At 71.7% G+C, this 21,761-nt stretch carries 24 protein-coding genes; 15 read left to right on the top strand and 9 right to left on the bottom strand.

What is annotated here, in order from left to right; translation table 11 throughout:
• Positions 1–171: 171 nt before the first annotated feature.
• Positions 172–1,083, top strand: coding sequence for an ADP-ribosylglycohydrolase family protein (locus AB0G52_RS27825; RefSeq protein ID WP_132891070.1), 912 nt, complete (start codon positions 172–174; stop codon positions 1,081–1,083).
• A gap of 22 nt (positions 1,084–1,105) precedes the next feature.
• On the opposite strand, the gene AB0G52_RS27820 is transcribed toward AB0G52_RS27825, so the two are convergent.
• The gene (locus AB0G52_RS27820) at positions 1,106–1,942 is read right to left on the bottom strand and encodes an alpha/beta hydrolase (RefSeq protein WP_361339725.1); all 837 of its coding nucleotides are present in this window, start codon (positions 1,940–1,942) and stop codon (positions 1,106–1,108) included.
• Positions 1,943–2,014: 72 nt separating this feature from the next.
• Between AB0G52_RS27820 and AB0G52_RS27815 the strand changes: the two genes are divergently transcribed.
• From AB0G52_RS27815 to AB0G52_RS27795, 5 genes are all read left to right on the top strand, one after another.
• On the top strand, positions 2,015–3,043 hold the full coding sequence (locus AB0G52_RS27815) for a DUF5937 family protein (RefSeq protein WP_361339722.1): 1,029 nt from the start codon (positions 2,015–2,017) through the stop codon (positions 3,041–3,043).
• A 148-nt stretch (positions 3,044–3,191) separates the two neighbouring features.
• Positions 3,192–3,758 carry a dihydrofolate reductase family protein gene (locus AB0G52_RS27810; RefSeq protein WP_132891067.1) on the top strand — a complete coding sequence of 189 codons (567 nt, stop codon included), beginning with the start codon at positions 3,192–3,194 and terminating at the stop codon, positions 3,756–3,758.
• 171 nt (positions 3,759–3,929) lie between these two features.
• Positions 3,930–4,859, top strand: coding sequence for a hypothetical protein (locus AB0G52_RS27805; protein ID WP_361339719.1), 930 nt, complete (start codon positions 3,930–3,932; stop codon positions 4,857–4,859).
• Positions 4,860–4,895: 36 nt separating this feature from the next.
• A complete protein-coding gene (locus tag AB0G52_RS27800) occupies positions 4,896–5,789 on the top strand; it encodes an aminoglycoside phosphotransferase family protein (RefSeq protein ID WP_132891065.1) in 894 nt (297 codons plus the stop codon).
• Between the two features lie 26 nt (positions 5,790–5,815).
• Complete coding sequence (locus AB0G52_RS27795; protein ID WP_361339716.1) at positions 5,816–7,438, top strand: alpha/beta fold hydrolase; 1,623 nt, start codon at positions 5,816–5,818, stop codon at positions 7,436–7,438.
• Positions 7,439–7,498: 60 nt separating this feature from the next.
• Here the strand turns inward: AB0G52_RS27795 and AB0G52_RS27790 are convergent, their stop codons facing one another.
• Positions 7,499–8,197: a type III effector protein gene (locus tag AB0G52_RS27790; protein WP_132891063.1), complete on the bottom strand. Its 699-nt coding sequence runs from the start codon at positions 8,195–8,197 to the stop codon at positions 7,499–7,501.
• Between the two features lie 126 nt (positions 8,198–8,323).
• Between AB0G52_RS27790 and AB0G52_RS27785 the strand changes: the two genes are divergently transcribed.
• The 4 genes from AB0G52_RS27785 to AB0G52_RS27770 all read left to right on the top strand — a co-directional run bounded on the left by AB0G52_RS27785 (position 8,324) and on the right by AB0G52_RS27770 (position 10,311).
• Positions 8,324–8,761: an Hsp20/alpha crystallin family protein gene (locus tag AB0G52_RS27785; protein ID WP_132891062.1), complete on the top strand. Its 438-nt coding sequence runs from the start codon at positions 8,324–8,326 to the stop codon at positions 8,759–8,761.
• Positions 8,762–8,891: 130 nt separating this feature from the next.
• Positions 8,892–9,287: a DUF2267 domain-containing protein gene (locus tag AB0G52_RS27780; RefSeq protein WP_358981998.1), complete on the top strand. Its 396-nt coding sequence runs from the start codon at positions 8,892–8,894 to the stop codon at positions 9,285–9,287.
• Between the two features lie 210 nt (positions 9,288–9,497).
• Positions 9,498–10,055 carry a hypothetical protein gene (locus AB0G52_RS27775; RefSeq protein ID WP_361339712.1) on the top strand — a complete coding sequence of 186 codons (558 nt, stop codon included), beginning with the start codon at positions 9,498–9,500 and terminating at the stop codon, positions 10,053–10,055.
• Positions 10,056–10,155: 100 nt separating this feature from the next.
• Positions 10,156–10,311 carry a DUF6131 family protein gene (locus AB0G52_RS27770; RefSeq protein ID WP_165939457.1) on the top strand — a complete coding sequence of 52 codons (156 nt, stop codon included), beginning with the start codon at positions 10,156–10,158 and terminating at the stop codon, positions 10,309–10,311.
• 59 nt (positions 10,312–10,370) lie between these two features.
• Here the strand turns inward: AB0G52_RS27770 and AB0G52_RS27765 are convergent, their stop codons facing one another.
• On the bottom strand, positions 10,371–10,991 hold the full coding sequence (locus tag AB0G52_RS27765) for a hypothetical protein (RefSeq protein WP_361339709.1): 621 nt from the start codon (positions 10,989–10,991) through the stop codon (positions 10,371–10,373).
• Between the two features lie 113 nt (positions 10,992–11,104).
• Here AB0G52_RS27765 and AB0G52_RS27760 point away from each other — a divergent pair, with 113 nt between their 5' ends.
• The 5 genes from AB0G52_RS27760 (at position 11,105) to AB0G52_RS27740 (ending at position 14,805) form a co-directional block, all read left to right on the top strand.
• A complete protein-coding gene (locus AB0G52_RS27760) occupies positions 11,105–12,199 on the top strand; it encodes a C40 family peptidase (RefSeq protein WP_132891059.1) in 1,095 nt (364 codons plus the stop codon).
• 4 nt (positions 12,200–12,203) lie between these two features.
• Entirely contained in the window at positions 12,204–13,124 is a 921-nt protein-coding gene (locus AB0G52_RS27755) for a hypothetical protein (RefSeq protein WP_132891058.1), read from the top strand.
• A 69-nt stretch (positions 13,125–13,193) separates the two neighbouring features.
• Positions 13,194–13,673, top strand: a complete 480-nt coding sequence (locus tag AB0G52_RS27750; protein ID WP_361339705.1) for a DinB family protein — start codon at positions 13,194–13,196, stop codon at positions 13,671–13,673.
• A 185-nt stretch (positions 13,674–13,858) separates the two neighbouring features.
• Positions 13,859–14,233, top strand: a complete 375-nt coding sequence (locus AB0G52_RS27745) for a hypothetical protein (protein WP_132891056.1) — start codon at positions 13,859–13,861, stop codon at positions 14,231–14,233.
• Positions 14,234–14,439: 206 nt separating this feature from the next.
• Positions 14,440–14,805, top strand: a complete 366-nt coding sequence (locus tag AB0G52_RS27740) for a metalloregulator ArsR/SmtB family transcription factor (protein WP_132891055.1) — start codon at positions 14,440–14,442, stop codon at positions 14,803–14,805.
• Between the two features lie 44 nt (positions 14,806–14,849).
• On the opposite strand, the gene AB0G52_RS27735 is transcribed toward AB0G52_RS27740, so the two are convergent.
• From AB0G52_RS27735 to AB0G52_RS27710, 6 genes are all read right to left on the bottom strand, one after another.
• Positions 14,850–15,575 (bottom strand): DUF4142 domain-containing protein, encoded by a 726-nt coding sequence (locus AB0G52_RS27735; RefSeq protein WP_132891054.1) that lies wholly within the window; start codon positions 15,573–15,575, stop codon positions 14,850–14,852.
• A 304-nt stretch (positions 15,576–15,879) separates the two neighbouring features.
• Positions 15,880–17,799, bottom strand: a complete 1,920-nt coding sequence (gene htpG / locus AB0G52_RS27730) for a molecular chaperone HtpG (RefSeq protein WP_132891053.1) — start codon at positions 17,797–17,799, stop codon at positions 15,880–15,882.
• 72 nt (positions 17,800–17,871) lie between these two features.
• Positions 17,872–18,564, bottom strand: coding sequence for a type III effector protein (locus AB0G52_RS27725; RefSeq protein ID WP_361339700.1), 693 nt, complete (start codon positions 18,562–18,564; stop codon positions 17,872–17,874).
• A 209-nt stretch (positions 18,565–18,773) separates the two neighbouring features.
• Positions 18,774–19,376 (bottom strand): hypothetical protein, encoded by a 603-nt coding sequence (locus AB0G52_RS27720; RefSeq protein ID WP_361339697.1) that lies wholly within the window; start codon positions 19,374–19,376, stop codon positions 18,774–18,776.
• Complete coding sequence (locus tag AB0G52_RS27715; RefSeq protein WP_132891050.1) at positions 19,373–20,719, bottom strand: DUF58 domain-containing protein; 1,347 nt, start codon at positions 20,717–20,719, stop codon at positions 19,373–19,375. The genes AB0G52_RS27720 and AB0G52_RS27715 overlap by 4 nt, the downstream gene beginning before the upstream one ends.
• A complete protein-coding gene (locus AB0G52_RS27710) occupies positions 20,716–21,723 on the bottom strand; it encodes a MoxR family ATPase (protein WP_361339694.1) in 1,008 nt (335 codons plus the stop codon). Before AB0G52_RS27710 ends, AB0G52_RS27715 begins: the two co-directional genes overlap by 4 nt.
• Between the last annotated feature and the right edge of the window lie 38 nt (positions 21,724–21,761).

Genomic DNA, 21,761 nt, shown 5'->3' with positions numbered 1-21,761 from the left:
CCCGGCAGGACGCTGGAGCAGATCGGGACGGGACCGCATTCGTCTGCTCCCGTCCGTGGCCCCTCCCTAGGACCCTACGAAACCAGTACGGGGCGAGGGCACCCCGCTCCAGAAGGACGTCCGCGCTAAAACCGCAGTGCCGGAGCATCGTCGCCCTGTGATACTGCTCCGATGATCAACGCGCCTACCGCTGCACTGGACTCGCTGAACGGGCTTGCCTTCGGTGACGCCTTCGGTGACTGCTGGTTCGGCATCCTGCGCCGGGAGGGTCCGGCATTCCTTGAAGCGCGGATGCTGCCCCCAGAGCCGCTGTGGCGGTGGAGTGACGACACCGCCCAGGCGCTCGCTCTCGTCCGCGAACTCGTCGAGGGCGGCGGCGTCGTCGACCAGGACCGCCTCGCCCTGCGCTTCGCGGCCGCCTACACCGACGACACGCACCGTGGGTACGGAGCCTCGATGCATGACGTGCTGCGCCGGATCGGCGCGGGCGAGCCCTGGCGGGAGGTGGTCGCCGGACAGTTCGGCGGCCAGGGTTCCTGGGGCAACGGCGCAGCCATGCGCGTCGCCCCGCTCGGCGCCTGGCACGCCGCCGACCTCGACGCGGTCGCCGAGGAGGCCGCCCGCCAGAGCGTGGTCTCGCACCACCACCCGGAGGCGGTCGCCGCGGCGGTGGCGGTCGCCCTCGCCGCGGCGCTGGCAACGCGCAGCAGGGGCGAATGCGCGCCGGCACGGGGGGACTTCCTCCACGCAGTCGCCGAACGACTCTCCGACAGCGACGTCCGGTCAGGGGTGCGGGTCGCGGCCCGGATGCCGGAGCGCACCTCGGTTCGGCACGCCGCGGAGGTCCTGGGTTCGGGCTACACGATGTCCGGCCCCGACACCGTCCCCTACGCTCTGTGGTGCGCGGCGGGGCACCTCGACGACCTGCACGAGGGCCTGTGGTTCACCGTCGCCGGGCGCGGTGACATCGACACCACCTGCGCCATCGCGGGCGGGGTGATCGCCGCCCGCACGGGCGTCGCCGCGCTTCCCGCTGCCTGGCACGCAGCCCGGGAACCGCTGCCCCCAGTCGTGCCGGTGTGACTCCGCCTGGTGGCGTCGGCTCTCACCTCAGGAATGCCGCGGTCGCCGCCACGAAACGGTCCGCGTCGTCGAGCCACGGGAAGTGCCCGGCTCCGGGTTGGACGACGCACTCGGCGTTCGGGAACAGCCGCGCGAGTTCGGCCGCCGCGGGCGGAGGGGCGCCCGGGTCGACCTGCCCGGCGAGCACGAGCACCGGTGACTCGACATGGGCGAGCGCCGGGCGAGTGGCGTCGGGGTCGTACGCGCCCTCGGCGTTGAAGGCGGCCATGACCTCCGGCTTCATCTGCTCGTCCTCGGCGGCCTTGTGGGCCCGGGCGGCCTCGTCCCACCGGCCGTATGAGAACGGCGCGACGGCCCGCCACATGTCGGCGGTGGTCCGGCCCGCGCCGATCGCTTCCAGGGCCGCGAACGCCTCCGGGAACCACGACTCGTCCCGGCGCAGCCGGACGGTCTCGCGCCGCAGTTCCCCGGTGATCACGATCCCGACGGCGCGGACGCTGGGTGTGATCAGCGCGATCCTGCCCACGCGTTCCGGAGAGCGGCCGGCGTACTGCACGGCCAGGTTCGCGCCCGCGGAATGGGCGAGCAGGTCCATCCGGTCCAGGCCCAGGTGCTCACGGAACGCCTCCACGTCGGCGACGAGCCGGTCGCAGCGACAGGAGGTGAGGTCCGCAGGCGTCGCGGAGCGCCCGGTGCCACGAAGGTCCAGCATGATCAACTGCCGGTGCGCGGACAGGCCGCCGAGCTCGCCCAGGTAGGCCGACTCCTGCGGGCCGCCCGGTAGGCAGACCAGGGGCAGGCCGTCCCCGACCACCCGGTAGGCGAGCTCGGTTCCGTCGTACGAGGTGAAGGTCTCCATGCCGGACAGCGTGGGGGTGACGACGGGTGGCGGCCTATCGTTCAGCCACGGCTACATGATGGGGCGGCTCGGATGGCGGTCGAGATCAGGTTCACCGCGGCGTCGGTCGCGAAGGTGCGGTTCGCCGTCTCGCCGCTGGGGGAGACGGTGCTGGCGCTGCGGGTCCTGTTGGGTTCGGGCGGGCATGCGGTGCTTCGGCCGTGGGCGCGCAGGGCGCGGCCGCTTCTGGCAGGCGAGCGTGAGATGCCGTTGCTGCGGACGCTGATCGCCGGGCCGCTGCCGTCGTTCCTGTTCCCGGCGCCCCAGGAGCGGCTGCCTTCCATGGCGGCGGAGCTGGACCTGCTCCGGGGCACGGAGGAGGGGTTCTTCCGGCGGGAGTACGGCGCCGTCGTGGGCGTACCGGCCGAGGAGGTTCCCGCGCCGGCACGGGTGCTGCCGCGGCTCGCCGAGGCGCTGCACCGCTGCCACGAGGTGCTGATCGCTCCGCAGTGGGGCCGGATGCGCGCGGTTCTGGAAGCCGACCTCGGCAGGCGGGCGCTCACCCTGGTCGACGGCGGAGTCCAGGCGCTCTTCGCCGAGCTGCACGGGGATGTCGCGTGGGAGGGGGGCCAGTTGGTGGTGCACGGCCGACGCGGCCCGCACACGGCCCATGTCGTGGATGCCGGCGGACATGGTCTGGTCCTGCTGCCCAGCGTCTTCAACTGGCCGAACGTGGGTGTCGACAAGTCGCCCGTCACCGCCGCGTCGATCCGGTATCCCGCGGTGGGTGTCGGCTCGCTCTGGGAGCCTCCGCCTCAGACGCTCACGGGTCTGGCCCCGGTGCTCGGCCACACCAGGGCGGCGATCCTCGCCGCTCTGGCGGAACCCATGACGACGACAGCCCTCGCCGGCCGGCTGGGCATCACACCGAGCGCGGTCTCCCAGCACCTGGGCGCGCTGCGCGGGGCGGACCTGGTGTCGACGCAGCGCACCGGCCGTACGGCGCTCCACCTGCGCACGGAGCGTGCGAACCACCTGTTGGGCGTCCCGGGCCCCGCTGTCGTGCCGTCTTCCGCCGCCGGGTGGGACACGCGGCCGGGTGCCGAGGCTGTCGGCACCTGATCCCGTCACGGGAGAGGATTTCTCGGGAGCGTGTCGATCGGCGGGGTTCTCGTTCGACGACTGAGTAGAGGCCCGACCCCGAAGCAGGCGGTACGGGTTGCCGACCACGAAGCCGGCCGTCGTCCGCCGGCCGCCCGAGGGAGAAACCATGCAGATCCGCGCCCGTATGAGCATGAGTGCCGATGGGTACGTGACCACACCGAGCGGGTGGCCCGCCCTGACCGCCGACCCCTCGTTCGTCTCCGGCGAGAGCCACGGCATCCGGGAGTTCCTCGACGGTTGCGAGGCGGCGCTGATGGGCCGCACCACCTTCGAGCCCGCGCTGACCAACAACCGCTGGCCGTGGCCGGACCTCGACGTGTTCGTCCTCGGCTCACACCGTCCTGACGGCACCCCCGGCCACGTCACGACCGACAGCGACCCGGTGCGGCTCCTGGAGAAGCTCCGCTCGGCCAACCGGGGTGGCGACGTCCACCTCATCGGTGGCCCGCGGACGATCGGGACGTTCCACGCCCTCGGCGCACTCGACACCCTCGAACTGGTCGTCCTGCCGATGCTGTTCGGCGGCGGTATGCACCTGACACCCATGCTCAGCCCCGACACCGCACTGACCTTCCGGCACGAGCGGGCCCTCCCCGGTGGTTCCGTGGAGATCGTCTACTCCTGCCGGGGCAGCCGCGCCGCACTTCCCGGCAAGCCTGCCAGCCAGCGCTGAGCGGCATGGGACGGCTCGACGGACCCCGTTCGACCGCACGCCGGCAGAGCCCGCCTGCGCCGCCGGGCAGCGACCTGACCCGTGCGGCGCGGCGTCCGTACCCGGGAGTACGAACGGTGACAAGATCCCCGGTGGGAGGGGCGGCGGTGCTGGGAGGCGCGGGAGGCGCGGGTGGATCTGGACGCTGTCGTCGACGAGCTGTACCGCCTGGCCCCGGGTGACTTCACAGCCGTCCGGGACGAGCGGGCGAGGACCGCGCGGGCGGACGGCGACCGGCAGCTGGCCGAACGGATCCGCCGGCTGCGCCGCCCGACCCTGGCGGCGTGGGCGAGCAATCTGCTCGTGCGGGAGCAGCCGGAGGAGGCCGAGCGGCTGCTCCGGCTCGGTGAGGCGCTGCGGCAGGCCCACCGGGATCTGGACGGCGGACAGCTTCGGGAGCTGTCGGCGCAGCAGCACCAGCTGACCTTCGCCCTGGCCCGGCAGGCCGGCCGGCTGGCGGCCGAGGCCGGGCAGCGCATCAGCGACGATGTCCGCCAGGAGGTCCAAAACACCCTGCTGGCGGTGCTCGCCGACCCCGAGACAGCCGCACAGTGGGCCATGGGACAGCTGACGAGACCGCTGAGCCTCCCCGCCGGCTTCCCCACGCCCTTGCACGCGCCCTCCCCGACGCCCTTGCACGGGCCCGAACCGGCGCCGACTCCCCGCCGCCGCACCCGGCCGGCCAAGGAGGTGGCCGATCTGGACGCCGCGCGCGCCCGTCGCCAGGAGCAGCAAGCGCGCCTCGACCGGGCCCGGCAGCAGGCCGCGGACGCCGAGCGGGAACTCCACGCGCGGGAGGGCGAGCTGGCCGCCGTCGAAGAGGAGGGACGACGGGCGGAGGCGGGGGAGCAGCAGGCCGAGCAGCGCGTCGGTGAGCTCACCCGGCGGCTTCAGGACGCTCGACGGGAACAGCGACGGGCCCAGGACGCCGCCCGGGAGGCCCGCGACCGCGCAGGGGACGCGGAGCGGGCGGTGCGCGAAGCCCGGCGCCGGGCCAAGGACGCCACCGCACGGGTACGCAAGCTCTCCAAGCTCTCCGAACAGCAGACGAACGATCCCTAGCCCCGACCGCCCCGAACCGAAGTACTGTGCCTTCGCATGACCGACACCGAGACCGAGATCACCGGGGACCTGGTACGCGACCTGCTGCGGGAGCAACATCCGGATCTGGCCGGGCTGGCCATCCGTGAAGTGGTGGGCGGCTGGGGCAACCAGATGTGGCGGCTCGGGGACGAGTTGGCCGTGCGCATGCAGCGCATGGACCCCTCCCCGGACGCCCAGCTCAAGGAGCGGCGGTGGCTGCCCGTGCTCGCTCCGCGCCTTCCGCTCCCGGTGCCGACTCCGGTGCGGTTCGGCGCACCGTCCGAGCGTTTCCCCAAACACTGGACCGTGATGACGTGGGTCCCCGGCGAGCCGCTGGACCACGGCTCGATCAGCCGCGGCCCCCACGCGGCCGACACACTGGCGGGCTTCCTGCGGGCGCTCCATGTGGAGGCGCCCACCGAGGCACCGGTCGCCACGGACCGGGGCGGCCATCCCGGGGACCGCACCGACGGCTTCGAGAACATGCTCAGGGCCGTTGCCCCCGACGACGCGGCCGACGTCCGCGCCGTCTGGGACGACGCCGTGGCGGCCGAGGCGTGGGCGGGCCCGCGGATGTGGGTGCACGGCGACCTCCACCCCGCGAACGTGGTCGTCTCGGACGGGACGCTCTCGGGGATCGTCGACTTCGGTGACTTGTTCGCCGGCGACCCGGCATGGGACCTCGCCGCCGCGTGGGTGCTGCTGCCGGCGGGCACGGCCGCACGGTTCTTCGCCCGGTACGCGCGGGCGGACGAGGCGGCCATCCGGCGAGCCCGCGGACTCGCGGCGATGAAGAGCCTCTTCCTGATGCTCATGGGGCAGGCCGGAGACCGGGGCCTGCCCGGCGGCAAGCCGCACTGGGGACCTGCCGGCCGGGCGGCACTCGACCGGGTTCTCCAGGGCGTGTGACGCGCGCCGGGCCGGATACTGTCGGCATGCTCCTCGACTTCACGCACGACCACGACGGCGAACGGCTCAGCGGTGCCTACGGGGGTGCACCGTCCGCAGTCACCGCCGTGGTGATGCACGGCGCCGGCACCAGCAGCAGGGAACGACTGCTGCCGCTGGTACGGGAGTTCGTGGCCCACGGCTGCCGGGGTATCGCCTTCGACTTCTCCGGCCACGGGCACAGCACGGGCTCGCTCGGCGAGTTGAGCCTCCGGCGGCGGTTCGAGCAGGCCGTGGCGGTGATCGACGCGTACGCGGGGGCGGACGGACCGCTGGCGCTGGTGGGATTCAGCATGAGCGGGCAGACCGTGGCGGATCTCGTCCGGCACTACGGGGACCGGGTGGCCGCGCTCGGCCTGTGCGCGCCCGCCGTGTACACCGCCGAGGCGTGGGACGTGCCCTTCGGGGACGGGAACGGCCGGTTCAGCGCCATCATCCGGCAGCCGGACAGCTGGCGCACGGCGCCCGCGCTCGAGGTCCTACGGGCGTACGAGGGGCGGGCGGTGCTCGCCGTTCCCGGCACGGACGCGGTGATCCCGCCCGCGGTGACCGAGGCCGTACAGGACGCGCTGGCCGCACGCGCCCAGTACACGCGCCTCGACCTTCCGGGCGCACAGCACCAGGTGGGCAAGTGGCTCCGCGAGCACGCCGAGGACCGGCGGGAGTTCGTGACGGCGATGCTCACCGGCCTCGGCGACCGTGGCTGGACGGCCACGCGCGCCTGGGTGGCCAAGCAGCTCGGCCAGGGCCGTTCGGTCACCGACTCCCGCCCCCTGGCCGGTGGCTGGAGCTCCCAGATGCGCCGGCTCACCCTCGACGACGGCACGGAGCTGGTGCAACGGACCTTCGTGAAGCCGTTCTTCCGGCGGGCAGCACCAGGGCTGCTGGCCCGCGAGGCATCCGTCCTGACCCTGCTCGCCGGGCAGGAAGGCATTCCCGCGCCCGGTCTCGTCGCCGTGGACGCCACGGCCGAACACTGCGATCACCCCACCCTGTTGATGTCCGCTCTGCCGGGCCGGGTCCGCGTGGACGGAGACGACCTCGACCGGCGCCTGGATCTGCTCGCGGCCCAACTGGTCCGCGTCCACGGCGTCGTACCGGCCGAAAGGCCACGTACGTACCAGGCATGGACGCCCCCGGAACACGTCCGCACCCCGGACGGCCCCCTGTGGGAGCGGGCCGTGAACGCGATCCGCCGGGACCCGCCGCCGTACGAAGGCTGCTTTCTGCACCGCGACTTCCACCCGGGGAACGTGCTCTTCGCCGGGGCCGGCCCCGAGCTGCGGATCACCGGCGTCGTGGACTGGGTCGAGACCTCGTGGGGACCTGCCGACCTGGACGTGGCGCACTGCTCGACCGCGCTCGCGCTGCTGCACGGGCCGGAGCACGGGCTGGCCTTCCGCGAGCGTTACGAGGCACAAGGCGGCCGCGGCCTCGCCGCCGACCCCGACCACCTGTACTGGCGGCTGCTCGACGCCCTGCACTACTGCCCCGACGCGGCGAAGCTGGCCGGTCCCTGGCGTGGCCTGGGGCGGGACGATCTGACGTCCGACGTGCTGCGGGAACGGCTGGAGGCGTACGTGGCCGGACTGCTGCGGCGGTACGGCTGACGAGCGCCGAACCTTGGCTCCGGTCCGGGCACGTCGCAGCGGACGGCGTGTGGTCGCAGGTCAGGAATTCTGGCGTCGTCTGGTGCTGTCCTCGCGCAGTCGTTCGGTGTGGCCGGTGATGCTGTCGATGCGGGCGGCGAGGTCCGGGCGGGCGGCACGCAGGTGGGGTTCGGCCTCGGTGAGGGGAGGGATGAGGCGGGCGGCGTCGTCGGCGGCGAGAGCGGCGTCGATGCGGCGGACGAAGGGACGGGCCGCGGCGGGAAGGTCGGTGAGCGTCGTGATCTGGCCGGCGAGCCGCCGCAGGTCGGCGGCGTTGTCGCGGGCCCACGCGGTGACGGAGCGGTCTCCGGCGCGACGGTCGCGCGTGGCCCGTACGCGCTCCTCGCCGGTGGTGCCCGCGGCTCCGGGACGCAGCCGCAGGTAGCGGCGCTCCGCTGCCTGACGGCTGGCGACGCCCAGAGGGGCCGCGAGGTCGGCCCAGCTGGCGCCGGCTTCCCGGGCCGATTCGATCAGGTCCGTCTCCCACCCCGCGAGTTGTTCGCGTACCTCGCGCAGCAGCAGGAGGGAGGCCAGGACCTGCTCGGGAGCAGGGCCGGTGCCGGGGGGCTCGTCGTCCGGCGCGGTGTGGGCGACGTGCAGGGCCCGGTCGATGGAGCGCAGGGCGGCGGCCGCGGCGAGAAAGGAGGCGGGGCCAGGCCGGTGGCCCCCGCCCGGGCCGCTCTGGTCGGGTCGAGGGGGCTGAGCGGCAGCAGCGGACATGCGATCTCCTTCGTCGGACGTGTCACCCTTTCGACGACACCTTGCTTGTCATCGTTTCGATGACATGTTACAACGGAGTCAGAGCGCATTGGCAGTTCCGCCCAAGCACTTTGGAGGTGTTCAACCATGTTGATGCGCACCGATCCGTTCCGTGAGCTGGACCGTCTCACCCAGCAGCTCTTCGGCACGTCCGGCACCTGGTCGCGGCCCGCCATGATGCCCATGGACGCCTACCGGGAGGGCGACGAGTACGTGATCGCCCTGGACCTGCCCGGTGTCTCGCCGGACGCGATCGACATCGACGTCGAACGGAACATGCTGACCGTGAAGGCGGAGCGCCGCCCGGTCGCGAAGGCCGACACCGTGCAGCTGGAGCTGTCCGAGCGGCCGCTGGGCGTCTTCTCCCGCCAGGTCGTCCTGGCCGACACGCTCGACGTCGACCACATCAAGGCCGACTACGACGCGGGTGTCCTGACCCTGCGGATCCCCATCGCCGAGCGTGCCAAGCCCCGCAAGATCGAGATCGGCTCGGCCGACACCGGGCGCACGGAGATCAGCGGCTGACCGACGTCGCCGGCACACTCAGATGCCGCGTCCTGCGCAGCTCCCTCGGAACACGATCAGCATCCCCTCAGGAAAGGCAATCCGGCCCCCGATGTTCCCCGAGTCCCGACCGACCCGGCCCGTTCCGGCCATGACGTACCAGCAGATGCTGGAGAGGGTGCGCTACGAAGGCGCGTACCCCACCCGTGAACGGGCCGAGGAGGCCGTCCGCCACGTGCTGGCCGCGCTGGGCCGACAGCTCACCGGCGACGAACGCGTCGAACTGGCCGCTCGGCTGCCCTTCGAAGCGGCCCGGATCTTCACCGCTCAGATCCCCGCCGCGCAGCGGCTCACCGGCTGGGGCTTCGTGAAGGACCTGGCCACCCACACGGGTGGCACCCAGGCCACCGCGCGCTGGGACGCAGGCACCGTCCTCGCCGTCGTCAACCAGCTCGCCGGCCCCGACCTCATCACCCGTGTCATCGCCCAGCTCCCCTCCGGCTTCGCCCTGCTGTTCGGCAAGGCCGAACTGACCCAGGCGGCCTGACACCGAAACCAAGCGGCACCGGACCTCGACGCCAACCGTGCGAGGTCCGGTGCCCTGGCGTTTCCCCACCCCGAGAGTGCCACGCCGGCAGCGCATCCCTGTCGGTCTGCCGCAGCTCAGGATCCGGGATCGGCACCGCCAGGCATGATTTCGGATTATCCAGGTACACGGCTTATGGAAGATTCATTTCAGTCGGGCGGAGGCTGTCCGATGTCTACCGGAACTCTTCTGGCGATCGTCATCCCCGTCGTCGTGGTCCTGGCCCTGATCGCGGTCGCCGTCGCTCTCCTCATGCGGCGCCGGCGGCTCCGTGAGCGGTTCGGCCCGGAGTACGAGCGGACGGTCGAAGGGGCCGACAGCAGGCTCGCCGCCGAGCGTGAACTCAGTGAGCGCTCGAAGCGTCATGCGGACCTGGACATCAAGCCGCTGCCGGACAGTGCCCGGGACCGCTTCAGCCGGGACTGGGACGGTGTGCAGCAGGAGTTCGTGGACCGTCCGGAAGACGCGGTGCACGACGCGGACCGGCTGGTGACGTCGTTGATGCAGGCGCGCGGCTACCCGACCGAGGGCTTCGACCAGCAGATGAAGGACCTCTCGGTGGAGCACGGGCGCAACCTGGAGCACTACCGGGCCGCACACGAGATCGACACCCTCAGCATGGGTCACCAGGCCACCACCGAGCAGCTGCGCAGCGCCATGGTGCACTACCGCGCCCTGTTCGACGAGCTGCTCTCCGACGGCGGCCAGACCCGTCACGCTCCGGCCTGAACCCGCGCCGGCTCGCACACGCACCATCCGAAACCATCGACGCCCACCCGGGCGCCGCCATCAGCGGCCGGTACGCCGACCGAGGAGAGAAGAGGTCACCGTGATCGCTCTCGGCATCATCCTGCTCATCGTCGGATTCCTCCTGCACCTCGGATTCCTCTGGACGATCGGGATCATCCTGCTCGTCATCGGGCTCATCCTGTTCCTCCTCGGGTCCGTCGGGCACGCCGTCGGCGGCCGACGCCACTACTGGTAGCCCCGACACGTAGGTGCACGAGGGGAGGAACAGGGACCGCGCCATGCCCGGCCACACCGTCAGCACGCTGTGCGACGCGGCCGGGCATCCGCACGCCACCGAGGAGGTCGAACCTCCAGCACGACCGCGGTGCCGGCCACCGTTCGGTCCTCGTGCATGGTGATCCGCCGGCCGGCTTCGACGTGCGTCCAGTGAGCGGGCGTGAAGGGGACGAGGCGGACCGTGGCCCGGCCGCCGGGCTCCAGGGTGGGCATGTCCTCCACCCAGAGCCCCGCGATACTCACGGAGGCGTCCCCGGTGGGTGACAGGTTCCCGATGTCCCACATGGGCCGCAGAACCCCGTGACCGGGGATCGGCGTCCTGCGCCGCGCCTCTGCGGCGAGCGTCAGGTCCGCCCGGATCACGCCGTTGCGGACCTCGGTGCACCGCCAGTGACACCAGGCCGCGCTCCGCTCAAGACCAAGGCGATCAGCCGCCTCGGCAAGCTGCTCCCAGAACGCCAGAGGCAACGGCCGCCCGTCCCCGAGCTCCTCCAGCAGGCTCACAGCGATCTGCCATTCGTCGTGGGCCAGGTAGTCCCAGACGTCTCCCACCGAGACGTCGTTCTCGGTAGCGACCTCTTCATTGTGGTGAACGAGACGTGGTCGGGTCGGTGAACACCGGTGGGGTACGAGGGGCATCCGGTGATGGGGAGGTAATGTGAGGGAGGCTCGAACGACCCTCCGCACGGCCCGTGTTGGTCACGGCGACGGGCAGGCCGTCCGTCCGAGCCGTCTGCACGCGACCTGTGAAAATGGAGCTGATCAACGTGTCGACCGGCGGCGGACGGCTGTGGAGCCGAGCCACCTTGACAGCCCTCCTCTGCACGATCGCCCTGTTACCCGGCCCGAGTTACGCGACCCCTCGCGCACCCGGCCCCCGAGACGGCAGGTCGATAGAGCAGATCCACGACGAACTGAACGACCTCTACCGCGCGGCCGAGGTGGCCACCGAGGCGTACAACACGGCGAACGAGAAGGCCGCAGGGCAGGAGAGCAGGCTGGCGTCGCTGCACCGGAGCCTGGCCCGTACCGAGGACCGGCTGTCCGACCTGCACGACCTCGCGGGTGCGGCGGCCCGCACGCAGTACCGCGGGGGCAGTCTCGACTCCACCGGGATCCAGTTGCTGCTCGGGGACCACCCCGACGACGCCCTGAACGAGGCGGCCCAGGCCCGCCAGGCGATGCGGAATCTGGTCAACGTCTCCGAGGCGCAGCAAACCGCCCGCGCCGAGCTGACCCGGCAGACCGACGACGCGGCGGACAAGCTGCGGGAGCTGAGGAACAGCCGGGCGGACAAGGCCGAGTCGAAGCGGAAGATCGAGGCGAAGATCGCCGAGGCCGAGCAGATCGAGGCCGGACTCAGGAAGGAACAGACCCGCGAACTCGCCCAGTTGGAGCAGGAACAGGCCCGGCAGGCCAGGTCCAGATGGCACGGCTCCGGTTCCGACGGCGGCGCCGGGACCGGAACGGGCTCGGGCGGCGCCGGGACGAAGCCGAGCGGGGCAGCCGCCAAGGCCGTCGCCTTCGCGATGGCGCAGATAGGCAAACCGTACGTGTGGGGCGCCGTGGGACCCTCGTCGTACGACTGCTCGGGACTCACCTCCACGGCCTGGGCGGCGGCCGGACACCCCATACCCCGTACCTCGCAGGCGCAGTGGCAGGGGCTGCCCCGGGTCGGCCTGACCTCCGCGCGCCCGGGAGACCTGATCATCTACTACGACGCCACCCACGTGGGCATGTACATCGGGGACGGGATGATCGTCCACGCCCCCCGGCCCGGACGCACGGTCACCACCGCCCCGGCCGCCTCCATGCCGATCGTCGGTGTGGTCCGACCCGGAGGCTGAGCGGATGACCTCCTCACTGACACCTCGCGACCGGGGAAATCTGCCCGCGCTCAGCGCACCGCCGCTGATCCGGCTCGACGCCTATGTGGCCGAGGACGGGTCGACGGTGGTCAACGGCCATCTCCTGGAGATGGGCGGCATACGACGGCCCAACGAGGCGATCCTCGACGCCGTCGCCATGTTCGCCCGCACCCTGGGGGCCCCGGTCGCGGCCACCGTCATCGACCGCACGGTGATGCAGGTGGCCCGCCTGCGCGTGTACCCCGACGGCTCCAGCCGCACCATCGGCGACGAGGAGGACCTCCCACCCGGGCCCGAACGCACCGCCGCCGAGGAGGCGGCGTTTCCTCCGCTCGCACGCGTCGAGCGCATCATCCAGCACGCGCAACGCGAGGAACTGCACGCCGCGTTCGTCCTCGCCAGCGCACTGCGGGAGCACCTCACCCTGCGCAGGGGCGCCGAGGACGAACTCGCCCTGGAGGCACGGGCGATCGAGGCGTACCTCGCCTTTCTGCGCGGCGACTACCTGCTCTCCACCATGCTCGCGCTGACCGTGGCGCGCATCCGTTGCCGTACCGACCTCAGCCGGGCGGCACCCGAGGTGGCCCGCGCCACCGCCGCCTGGCAACGGCTGTGGGACGAGAGCCAGATCGCCACCCGAGGGCAGGAACTGCTGCACATGTGGGAGCACCTGTCCGCGGCCGGCCTGCTGCTGGAACCGTCCCATCAGGCCATGGCCCAGGCCGTCCGGGCCCGACTCGAACGGGGCACGGGCTCCTTGCCGGCCGCGGTCACAGCCACGGAACCCGCCCTGCCCCCGGGCGACGGGCCGGTGGCTCCCGAGGACAAGCCCCTCAAGCCCACGCGCCGGGGCCTGCGGCGTTTCACCCGGCGTCCCGGCCCGTCCACGGAGTCGTCGCCCTAGCGTGCAGCAGAAGCCGGAGGCCGGGGAGCCCGCCGGGGAACCGAAGGTCAGCAGCGAGGAGAGATCGCCATGGGCACGTTCGAGGTGCCGCTGGACGGCGAACGCGCGCAGCTCGACGCGTTCGTCGAGGAGTACCGGAGCGCTGTCGAGGCGACCCTCGACGGTCTCACCGAGGAGCAGGCGCGCCGTCGGCTCGTCCCCTCGGCGACGACCTTGCTCGGGCTGCTCAAACACGTCACCTGGATGCAGCGCATCTGGTTCGAGGAGTGCGTCGGCGGCACGCCCCGCCGGGAGCTCGGCCTGGTGCAGACCCCGGACGAGTCCTTCCGGCTCGCCGACGAGGACACCGTCGCCTCCGTCACGGCAGCCCATCGGGAGGCCTGCGCGACGGCGCGCACGGTGGTCGCCGAGCTGCCGCTGGACGCCGTCGTGACCGGCCACCGGACCGGCCCGCGGACGCTGCGCTGGGTCTACCTGCAGGTCCTGCGCGAGCTGGCCCACCACTGCGGGCACGCTGACATCCTGCGCGAGCAGGTACGCGCGGGGTGAGCCCTGGCAGCAGGCCCGGCAAGGTGGTCGGCATGCTTCCCTGTCCGTTCAGTCGCCGCCTCGCAAACGAACTGGACACGCGATTCCCCGGTCAATACGCGTCGGACTCGGAAACGGTGCACCGGCGGCGCATCTCCGGGCCTACGGTCCCTTCCCGAACCGACACCCAAAGGGGAGGCGCCGCCATGGCGAGTGTGGAAGTGTCACTGAAGGAAATGATGACCGGGACCGAGGGGGCGCTGGGAGCGGCCGTAGTCGACTACACCAGCGGCATGGCTCTGGGGACGCTCGGGGGGAGCAAGGACCTCGATCTGACCATCGCCGCGGCGGGGAACACGGATGTGATCCGCGCCAAGGTGCGCACGATGGGGGAGCTGGGTCTGAAGAGCCGGATCGAGGACATCCTGATCACGCTGGAGAGCCAGTATCACCTCATCCGCCTCATCACCGGCCGCAGCGGCAACGGCCTGTTCCTGTACCTGGTTCTCGACAAGGAGCGCTCGAACCTGGCCATGGCCCGTCACCAGCTCAGGCGGGTCGAGGAACAACTCGAGGTCTAGGCGCCCCACAGGCCCGGGATTTCGTGCGCCCATGATGTGAAGACTTCTTCAAGTGACCACATCAGCATGATCCCAATTCGTGCCTGCTCAGGGCCCTGAGCGGCGAGGATCGGCCGTACAAGGTCAACGCGGCGGTGCCGCACGGCACCGCCGCACTGCCCGGCGACCCCACTCCACGTCACCCGACCGGCAGAGAGCGAATGGTCATGAAAGTCCCCCTCTATCAGGCCAAAGCGGAGTTCTTCCGTATGCTCGGGCATCCCGTCCGGATCAGGGTCCTGGAACTGCTCCAGCACGGGCCGGTTCCGGTACGGGACTTGCTCGCCGACATCGAGATCGAGCCGTCCAGCCTCTCGCAGCAGTTGGCCGTCCTGCGCCGGTCCGGCATCGTGGTGTCCATCCGGGAGGGCTCCACCGTCCGCTACGCGTTGGCCGGCGGCGACGTCGCCGACCTGCTGCGTGCGGCCCGCCGCATCCTCACCGAACTCCTCGACGGGCAGAACGTCCTCCTCGCCGAACTCCGGGAGGCCGAGGCCTCCACCGAGCCCGTCCCGGCGCACGATCGCGGCTGACCGAGGGCGCGCGCGACGCCGACGGACGACGGATCACGCCGAACTCACCCCACCGTAGGACTCGGCGACACCGTGCTGTTCGCCGGCGGCGTGAGAACGACCTGCGGCAGTCCCGGGGTCGCGGGCGGAGGGGTCAGGTCCTGGGCGGCGAGATCGGGCGAGGTGGTTTGCCGGGCGAGAACCTGGCCGAAGTCGACGAGACCGGTCTTCTCGACCGCTGTGATGTGGTCGAGCACGGTGTCGTTGGCCTGGTCGGCCAGAGCGCGGACCAGCGAGTTCCTGGTAGTGGTGCGGACACCGGCGATCGTGGTGAGGAACTGGCCGTTCGTCGCGCGCACCGTGGTGGCCAGGTCCGTGTCGAACTGCTTGCCGCTCTCCGCCTTCAGCCGGTCCACGAAGCCCTGCTGTTGAGGTGACGGCTGGTCGGGCAGTGCGATGCCCAACTGCCCGGCCGCGGTGCGACAGGCGGAGTCCAACGCGGCGTCCCCGCCGACCAGGTGCTCCCCGGCGCTGCGGACCGCCGCCGTCGACCCCTTCCGCAACGCCTTCTCGCCGACGGGGTACTCCCACAGCCCCGCCGAGCGCACCTTGACCACGAAATCCCGGTCGGCTTCCGTCAGCGGGCCGGTCGCCGGGTGGGCGATGATCCGTGCGGGTGCGCTGCCGACCTTCTGCACTCCCAGCAGGGAGGGGTAGAGGAGAGAGCCGAGGGTGATGCTGATCGCACCGCCAAGAAAGAGAGTTCCCGCCGCCTTCTGTGAAACGAGCACCGCGTCTCCTGATCCGGTTCATCGGATCCCGCACGCAGAGACCTACGGATGTGAAAGGTCCGCAGAACCTTTTGCGCTCGTCATGGAACGGTAAAGCAATCGGTGGTCGACGGTGCTTGACGCCCCGTCAGTTCGCTTCCATTCCGTCAGTGGCGCGAAGAAGGGCCGTTCGGCCCTGTTCGCGGCGCGGGATGGGGCCGTTCGGCCCTATCGGGGCCGGGTGCCCGGTGGCCGACCATGTACCGGCGGCCGGGAAGGGCCAGGTCCCATCCCGCACACTTCTGGTCCTTCCCGGCCCTGTACGTCAGAGACTGTGCGTGAGCCGGTCGGTCAGGAGGCGGGTGAAGCGGGCGGGGTCGGGCAGGTCGCCGCCTTCGGCGAGCAGCGCGCTGCCGTAGATGAGCTCCGCGGTCTGGACGAGTGCCGGGTCGTCGGCGTTCGCGGCGTGCGCCTGGCGCAGGTTGGCGATGAGCGGGTGCGTGGGATTGAGCTCCAGGATCCTTTTGAACGGGGGCAGTTCCTGGCCCATCGCCCGGTACATCTTCTCCAGGGTCGGTGTGATGTCGTGGGTGTCGCCGACGATGCACGCGGCCGAGGTGGTCAGCCTGGTGGAGAGACGGACCTGCTTGACGTGTTCGGACAGGGTCGTTTCGAGCCACGGAAGCAGGTCGGCGAAGTCCTTCTCGCGCTGCGCCTTGTCGGCCTGGGCCTGCGCGTCGCCGTCGTCCGTCGGGTCGAGGTCGACCTGGCCCTTGGCGATGGACTGGAACCGGTGACCGTCGAAGGCGGGGACCTGGGCGGCCCAGATCTCGTCCACCGGGTCGGTGAGGATGAGGACCTCGTATCCCTTGGCGAGGAAGGCCTCCATGTGGGGGGAGTTCTCCACCACGGCGCGGTTCTCGCCCGTCAGGTAGTAGATCGCCTCCTGGCCGTCCTTCATCCGCGCGACGTACTCGCGCAGTGTGGTGGTCTTCTCCGGGTCGTGGGTGGAAGCCGCCGAGACCAGCTCCAGCAGGGCGTCGGTGTTGTCGCGGTCCTCGATCAGCCCTTCCTTCAGCACCCTGCCGAACTGGCCCCAGAACGCCTCGTAGCCCTCGGAGTTGTTCGTCTGCATGTCCTTGACGGCACGCAGTACCTTCTTGACCAGGTGCCGGCGCACACCCTGGATCTGACGGTCGTGCTGCAGGATCTCGCGGGAGATGTTCAGCGAGAGGTCATGGGCGTCGACGACCCCCTTGACGAAACGCAGGTAGTTCGGCATCAGCGCGTCGCAGTCGTCCATGATGAACACGCGCTTCACGTAGAGCTGCACGCCGGGTTTGGCGCCGGGGGAGTACAGGTCGAGCGGCGCCTGGGCGGGGAGGAACAGCAGCGCCTCGTACTCGAACGTACCCTCGGCGCGCATGTGGATGGTCTCGGCCGGCGCCTGCCAGTCGTGGCTGATCTGCTGGTAGAACTCGCTGTACTCGTCCTTCGACACCTCGTTGCGGGGCCGTGCCCACAGTGCCTTCATCGAGTTCAGCGTCTCCGGATCGCCGGCCGTGTCCTCGCCGTCCCCGGCGGCCTGCTCCCTCTCCATGCGGATGGGCCAGCGGATGAAGTCCGAGTACTGCTTGACGATCTGGCGGATCTTCCACCCTGCCAGGTAGTCGGCGAGGCCGTCCTCGCTGTCGGCCGGCCGCAGGTGCAGGGTGACCGAGGTGCCCACCGGCAGACCCTCGATCGACCGCACCGTGTAGGTACCCTCTCCCTGCGACTCCCACAGGGTGCCTTCGTCGGTGCCGGCGCGGCGGGTGCGCAGGGTGACCCGGTCGGCCACCATGAACGCCGAGTAGAAGCCGACGCCGAACTGGCCGATCAGGCTCTGCGCCGCGGCCGCGTCCTTGGATTCCTTGATCTTCTCCAGCAGTCCGGCCGTACCGGACTTGGCGACCGTGCCGATCAGCTCCACGACCTCGTCGCGGGTCATGCCGATGCCGTTGTCGCGCACGGTCAGCGTGCGCTGCTCCTGGTCGGTCTCCAGGGTGATGTGCAGGTCGGAGGTGTCGACGTCGAGCGTGGAGTCCGTGAGCGATTCCAGTCGGAGCTTGTCGAGTGCGTCAGAGGCGTTCGAAATCAGTTCACGCAGGAAGATGTCCTTGTTCGAGTAGATCGAATGGATCACCAGCTGTAGCAACTGGCGGGTCTCCGCCTGGAATTCGAGCGTCTCGGTACCGCTGCTCACTGGGGGTTTCTCCTTCGGGGAATCCGACGAGGGGGACACAGGGTGGTGGGTGTGATCCGGTCGCGCCGTCGCTCAGCTCTCCCGGCTGCGGCCGCTACGGCGACGGCGGCCGCTGTCCGCGCGCAACTGATCGGCGCGAGCACCGATCTGCCCGATCCGGTCGGCGATGCCCGGGTGATCGGCCTCAAGGTGCGGACGGACTTTCCCGAGTGGTTCAAGGAGCCGGGCCGGGTCGTCCTCGCCGAGAGCGTCCAGCAGGCGCTCGACGGCCGGGGCGGCGCCGCTGCCGAGATCGTCCATGGCGGTGATCTGTCCGGCGAGGCGGCGCAGATCGGTGGCGTGCCGGCGGGCCCAGGTGACGACGGCACGGTCGGCGGCGCGTTGGTCGCGCGTCGCCCGCACCCGCTCCTCCTTGGTGCTCCCGGTGGCCGTGCCGTCCGATGCGTCCGGGCGCAGCCGCAGATAACGACGCTCGGCCGCCTGCCGGCTCGCCACGCCGAGCGGCTCCGCCAGATCGGCCCAGGTGGCCCCGGCGCCGCGTGCGGTCTCGATCAGACCGCTCTCCCAGGTCGCGAGCTCTTCGCGCAGGTGGCGCAGCAAGATCAGAGCCGCGAGTGCTTGCCCGGGGTCGCTCTGGCCGGTGTCGTCCGGTGGCGTGTGGCGGGCGGTGCGGACGGCGGCGTCCATCATGCCCAACGCTGCGGACGCGGCGAGAAACGACGCAGGGCCGACGGCCGCCGAGCGCGCACGGTCATCTTCGTGCACAGCCTGAACCCCTTCACTCGTGCTGAGACTGTCATCGTAACGACGACACATCCAACCCGGCAACCGCACCCAACGCCCGTACTCGTCATCAGCCCGACGACACCCCGTACCGGCCTCAGGCGCTTAGACGCCACGCGAGGCGGTCGCGGTGGTCGGGGTGGACCGGGGCCGGGAGGTATGCGGGCCGTCCCCGGACACGAGGTCTGCGGTCAGCCGGACGGACCGCGGCGCCACCGCAGCGCCAGTACCAGGCAGATCGTGGTGGTGGTGATGGCGAGTGAGGCGGGCAGGCGTGCCCATGGGGTGCCCGCGACCGGTGCCTGGGCGGCGAGCAGGACCACCGTGGTCGCGGCGGCGGACGCCAGCGCGGGGGTCGCCTTCGGGTGGTCGGGCGGGGCGGTGACACCGGCTGTCCACGGGTCCGTGACGAGCAGGTAGGCGGGCAGCAGGGCGGCGATGCAGACGACCAGCCAGACCGGGGGACCGCTGACCGCGGCGACCGCGATCGCCGCCGCCGGCAACAGGGTCGTCCTGCGGCGGGCCGCCAGGGTCCGCCAGCGCGCGGAGGTCAGGACGGGGCGGGCGTCGACCATCGGAGCGGCCCACCACGCCGCCGTCGCCGCCCCCAGGACCAACACCCTGACCAGCACCGATGCGTGCAGGACGGCCGGCGGGTCGCAGGCGGCGACGGCAAGGGCCGTTCCGAGCAGGCGGTCGGTGACACGGGAGGTGAGACGTGCGAAGAGCAGGGCGGCTCGGCTGTCGCCCGGACGCGGGCCCGGCCGGGCCGCCCGGGCAGCGGGCGTGGTCATCGGGTCCCCCCGTGGATGCGGGTGCGCAGCAGCGGCGCGAGGGCGAGGTCGAGGGTCTCGCCCGGCCGGTGGGCGACGACCGCGATGCCGCGTTCCATGAGGGCGAAGCGCATCGCGTCGCGGTCCGCCCGCCACAGCCGAAGCGCGAGTTCCCCTTCGCTGTCGCCGGGTTCCAGGACCGGCTCGCCGGTGGGGACCTCGATCACGACCATCGGGTTGGCCCGTCCGCGCACCTGGTGCAGGATGCCGAGGATCCGCTGGTCGGTCAGCGGCGTGATGACGTACACCAGCGCTCCTTCGGGCAACGCGGGCGGTGGAAGGAGGCTCAGTCCCTCCGTGCGGTACGCGCGGTCCTTGCGGACCTCCAGCACACTGTCGACGATGCGGTAGAAGTACCCCTGGCCGCCGCCCGGTTGGAGCCAGCGGGTCACTCCACCGACCGACACCACGCCGACCCGGTCGTGGGTGCGCAGGTAGGCGCGGACCAGCCCGGCAGCGGTCCGGAAGGTCTCGTCGAGCGAGGACGCGCCGGTGCCCGGGTCGACCACGTCGGTGAGCACGTCCAGCAGTACCACGGTGTCGGCGGTGCGCTCCGCGGCGAACTGGTGGACCTGAAGGGTGCCGCGACGGGTGGTGGCCGGCCAGTGGATCCGCCGCTGCCGCTCCCCGCGCACGTACGGGTGTACGCCGGTGACCTCGACGCCCTCGCCGCGCTGCACGGCGGTGTGCTCCCCGAGCCGTTGCGGCAGCCGGACCGGTACGGGCGTCAGCCCGGCGGGTCCGGGCCGTGGGAAGACGGCGATCTCACCGAGGTCGACCCGGACGGTGCGCCGGGCCAGCCCGCCGCGGTCGTAGACGTCGACGTCGACCGTGCCGAGCGTCCAGCGACCCCAACGCTGCGCGGTCATAAGCAGATCCACCTGGTACGGGCCGACCGCCAGGTGGTCGAGCCGAACCCCGTGGCCGAGGGTGACGCCGGGGTCCAGACGGCCGGTCCCACCGTCGTAGGACACGGTGATCCGCACCCTCACCTGCTCGCCCTCGAAGCACCGCCGCGGCTCCACCTCGGGCACGGCCGTCACCGCCTCGGGGTACGGCCCGCTCGGCAGGGCGAGGGCGAGCAGCACCAGGGGCGCGGCGGCCAGCGCGACCACCCACGCGCGCCCGGTGACCAGTGCGGCGGCCAGCGCGACAGCGGCCAACGTGCCCAGCCGCAGGGCGCGTTCACCGGCGCGCCGGCCGGGCGGGGGCGGTGGCGGGGGTTCGGCGGTCACGTCGTGACGGCCGACCAGGGCCCGTCGGACCGCGGCGGCCGCTCGCCGGGCCGGCAGGTGCTCCGTCATGACGCGACCGGTGCCCGCGGCAAGGTCTGCGGTGCGGTCACGGACTGCACGATCTCGCGCAGCACGTCGTCGCCGTCGATCTGCCGGACCCACAGCTCCGGCTTGAGGGTGACGCGATGGGCGAGGGCCGGCACCGCCACCGACTTGACGTCCTCCGGTGTCACGTAGTCGCGCAGGTCCAGGACGGCACGGGCGCGGGCGAGCTGCACCAGGGCCAGACCGCCGCGCGGGGAGGCGCCGACCTGGACGTGCGGGTGGGCGCGGGTGGCGCGGACCAGCGACACGACGTACTCCAGCAGGTCGTCGGCCACTTCGACGCGTTCGACGGCGGCCCGCATGGCCAGCACCTCGCCCGGACCGCTGAGCGTGCGCAGCACGGCCGCGGATGCCGCCCGGTCGACACGCGCGCGCAGCATGAGCGTCTCCTCGGACGCCGTCAGATAGCCCATGCGGACCCGCAGCAGGAACCGGTCGAGCTGGGCCTCGGGCAGGGTGTACGTGCCCTCGTACTCGATGGGGTTGGCGGTGGCGACGACCATGAAGGGCTCCGGCAGCGGCCGGGTGCTGCCGTCGATGGAGACCTGGGACTCGGCCATCGCCTCCAGCAGTGCCGCCTGGGTCTTGGGCGGGGTGCGGTTGATCTCGTCGGCGAGCAGCAGGTGGGTGAAGACCGGTCCGGGCCGGAACACCATGTCGGCGGTGCGCTGGTCGTAGAACGGAGCTCCGGTGACGTCCGAGGGCAGCAGGTCCGGGGTGAACTGGATGCGGCGGAAGTCCAGGCCGAGCGTGGTGGCGAAGGAGCGGGCCAGCAGCGTCTTGCCGAGTCCCGGCAGGTCCTCGATGAGGACATGGCCGCCGGCGAGGATGCCGAGCATCACCAGCGCCAGCGGCTCGGCCTTGCCGACCACGGCCCTGCCGATCTCGTCGAGCACGGCCGCCGCCCTCTCACCCGCCTGTCGGGGAGTCAGGGTGTCGTGGTCCGGGATGGGCTGCGGGCTGGTCACGGTCGGTTCCTCACCAGACGGGGTCGGGATGCGCAGGC

This window comes from Streptomyces sp. NPDC021562 (assembly GCF_040640875.1).
Lineage (GTDB): Bacteria > Actinomycetota > Actinomycetes > Streptomycetales > Streptomycetaceae > Streptomyces.
Note: the sequence above shows the minus strand (reverse complement) of the source record. Positions and strands in the feature narration are given on the sequence as shown.

Bases quoted from the DNA above. Each gene is read 5' to 3' on its own strand.
- AB0G52_RS27825 (WP_132891070.1), top strand. From the start codon at position 172: ATGATCAACGCGCCTACCGCTGCACTGGACTCGCTGAACGGGCTTGCC.
- AB0G52_RS27820 (WP_361339725.1), bottom strand. From the start codon at position 1,942: ATGGAGACCTTCACCTCGTACGACGGAACCGAGCTCGCCTACCGGGTG.
- AB0G52_RS27815 (WP_361339722.1), top strand. From the start codon at position 2,015: ATGGCGGTCGAGATCAGGTTCACCGCGGCGTCGGTCGCGAAGGTGCGG.
- AB0G52_RS27810 (WP_132891067.1), top strand. From the start codon at position 3,192: ATGCAGATCCGCGCCCGTATGAGCATGAGTGCCGATGGGTACGTGACC.
- AB0G52_RS27800 (WP_132891065.1), top strand. From the start codon at position 4,896: ATGACCGACACCGAGACCGAGATCACCGGGGACCTGGTACGCGACCTG.
- AB0G52_RS27795 (WP_361339716.1), top strand. From the start codon at position 5,816: ATGCTCCTCGACTTCACGCACGACCACGACGGCGAACGGCTCAGCGGT.
- AB0G52_RS27790 (WP_132891063.1), bottom strand. From the start codon at position 8,197: ATGTCCGCTGCTGCCGCTCAGCCCCCTCGACCCGACCAGAGCGGCCCG.
- AB0G52_RS27785 (WP_132891062.1), top strand. From the start codon at position 8,324: ATGTTGATGCGCACCGATCCGTTCCGTGAGCTGGACCGTCTCACCCAG.
- AB0G52_RS27780 (WP_358981998.1), top strand. From the start codon at position 8,892: ATGACGTACCAGCAGATGCTGGAGAGGGTGCGCTACGAAGGCGCGTAC.
- AB0G52_RS27775 (WP_361339712.1), top strand. From the start codon at position 9,498: ATGTCTACCGGAACTCTTCTGGCGATCGTCATCCCCGTCGTCGTGGTC.
- AB0G52_RS27765 (WP_361339709.1), bottom strand. From the start codon at position 10,991: ATGCCCCTCGTACCCCACCGGTGTTCACCGACCCGACCACGTCTCGTT.
- AB0G52_RS27760 (WP_132891059.1), top strand. From the start codon at position 11,105: ATGGAGCTGATCAACGTGTCGACCGGCGGCGGACGGCTGTGGAGCCGA.
- AB0G52_RS27755 (WP_132891058.1), top strand. From the start codon at position 12,204: ATGACCTCCTCACTGACACCTCGCGACCGGGGAAATCTGCCCGCGCTC.
- AB0G52_RS27750 (WP_361339705.1), top strand. From the start codon at position 13,194: ATGGGCACGTTCGAGGTGCCGCTGGACGGCGAACGCGCGCAGCTCGAC.
- AB0G52_RS27745 (WP_132891056.1), top strand. From the start codon at position 13,859: ATGGCGAGTGTGGAAGTGTCACTGAAGGAAATGATGACCGGGACCGAG.
- AB0G52_RS27740 (WP_132891055.1), top strand. From the start codon at position 14,440: ATGAAAGTCCCCCTCTATCAGGCCAAAGCGGAGTTCTTCCGTATGCTC.
- AB0G52_RS27720 (WP_361339697.1), bottom strand. From the start codon at position 19,376: ATGACCACGCCCGCTGCCCGGGCGGCCCGGCCGGGCCCGCGTCCGGGC.
- AB0G52_RS27715 (WP_132891050.1), bottom strand. From the start codon at position 20,719: ATGACGGAGCACCTGCCGGCCCGGCGAGCGGCCGCCGCGGTCCGACGG.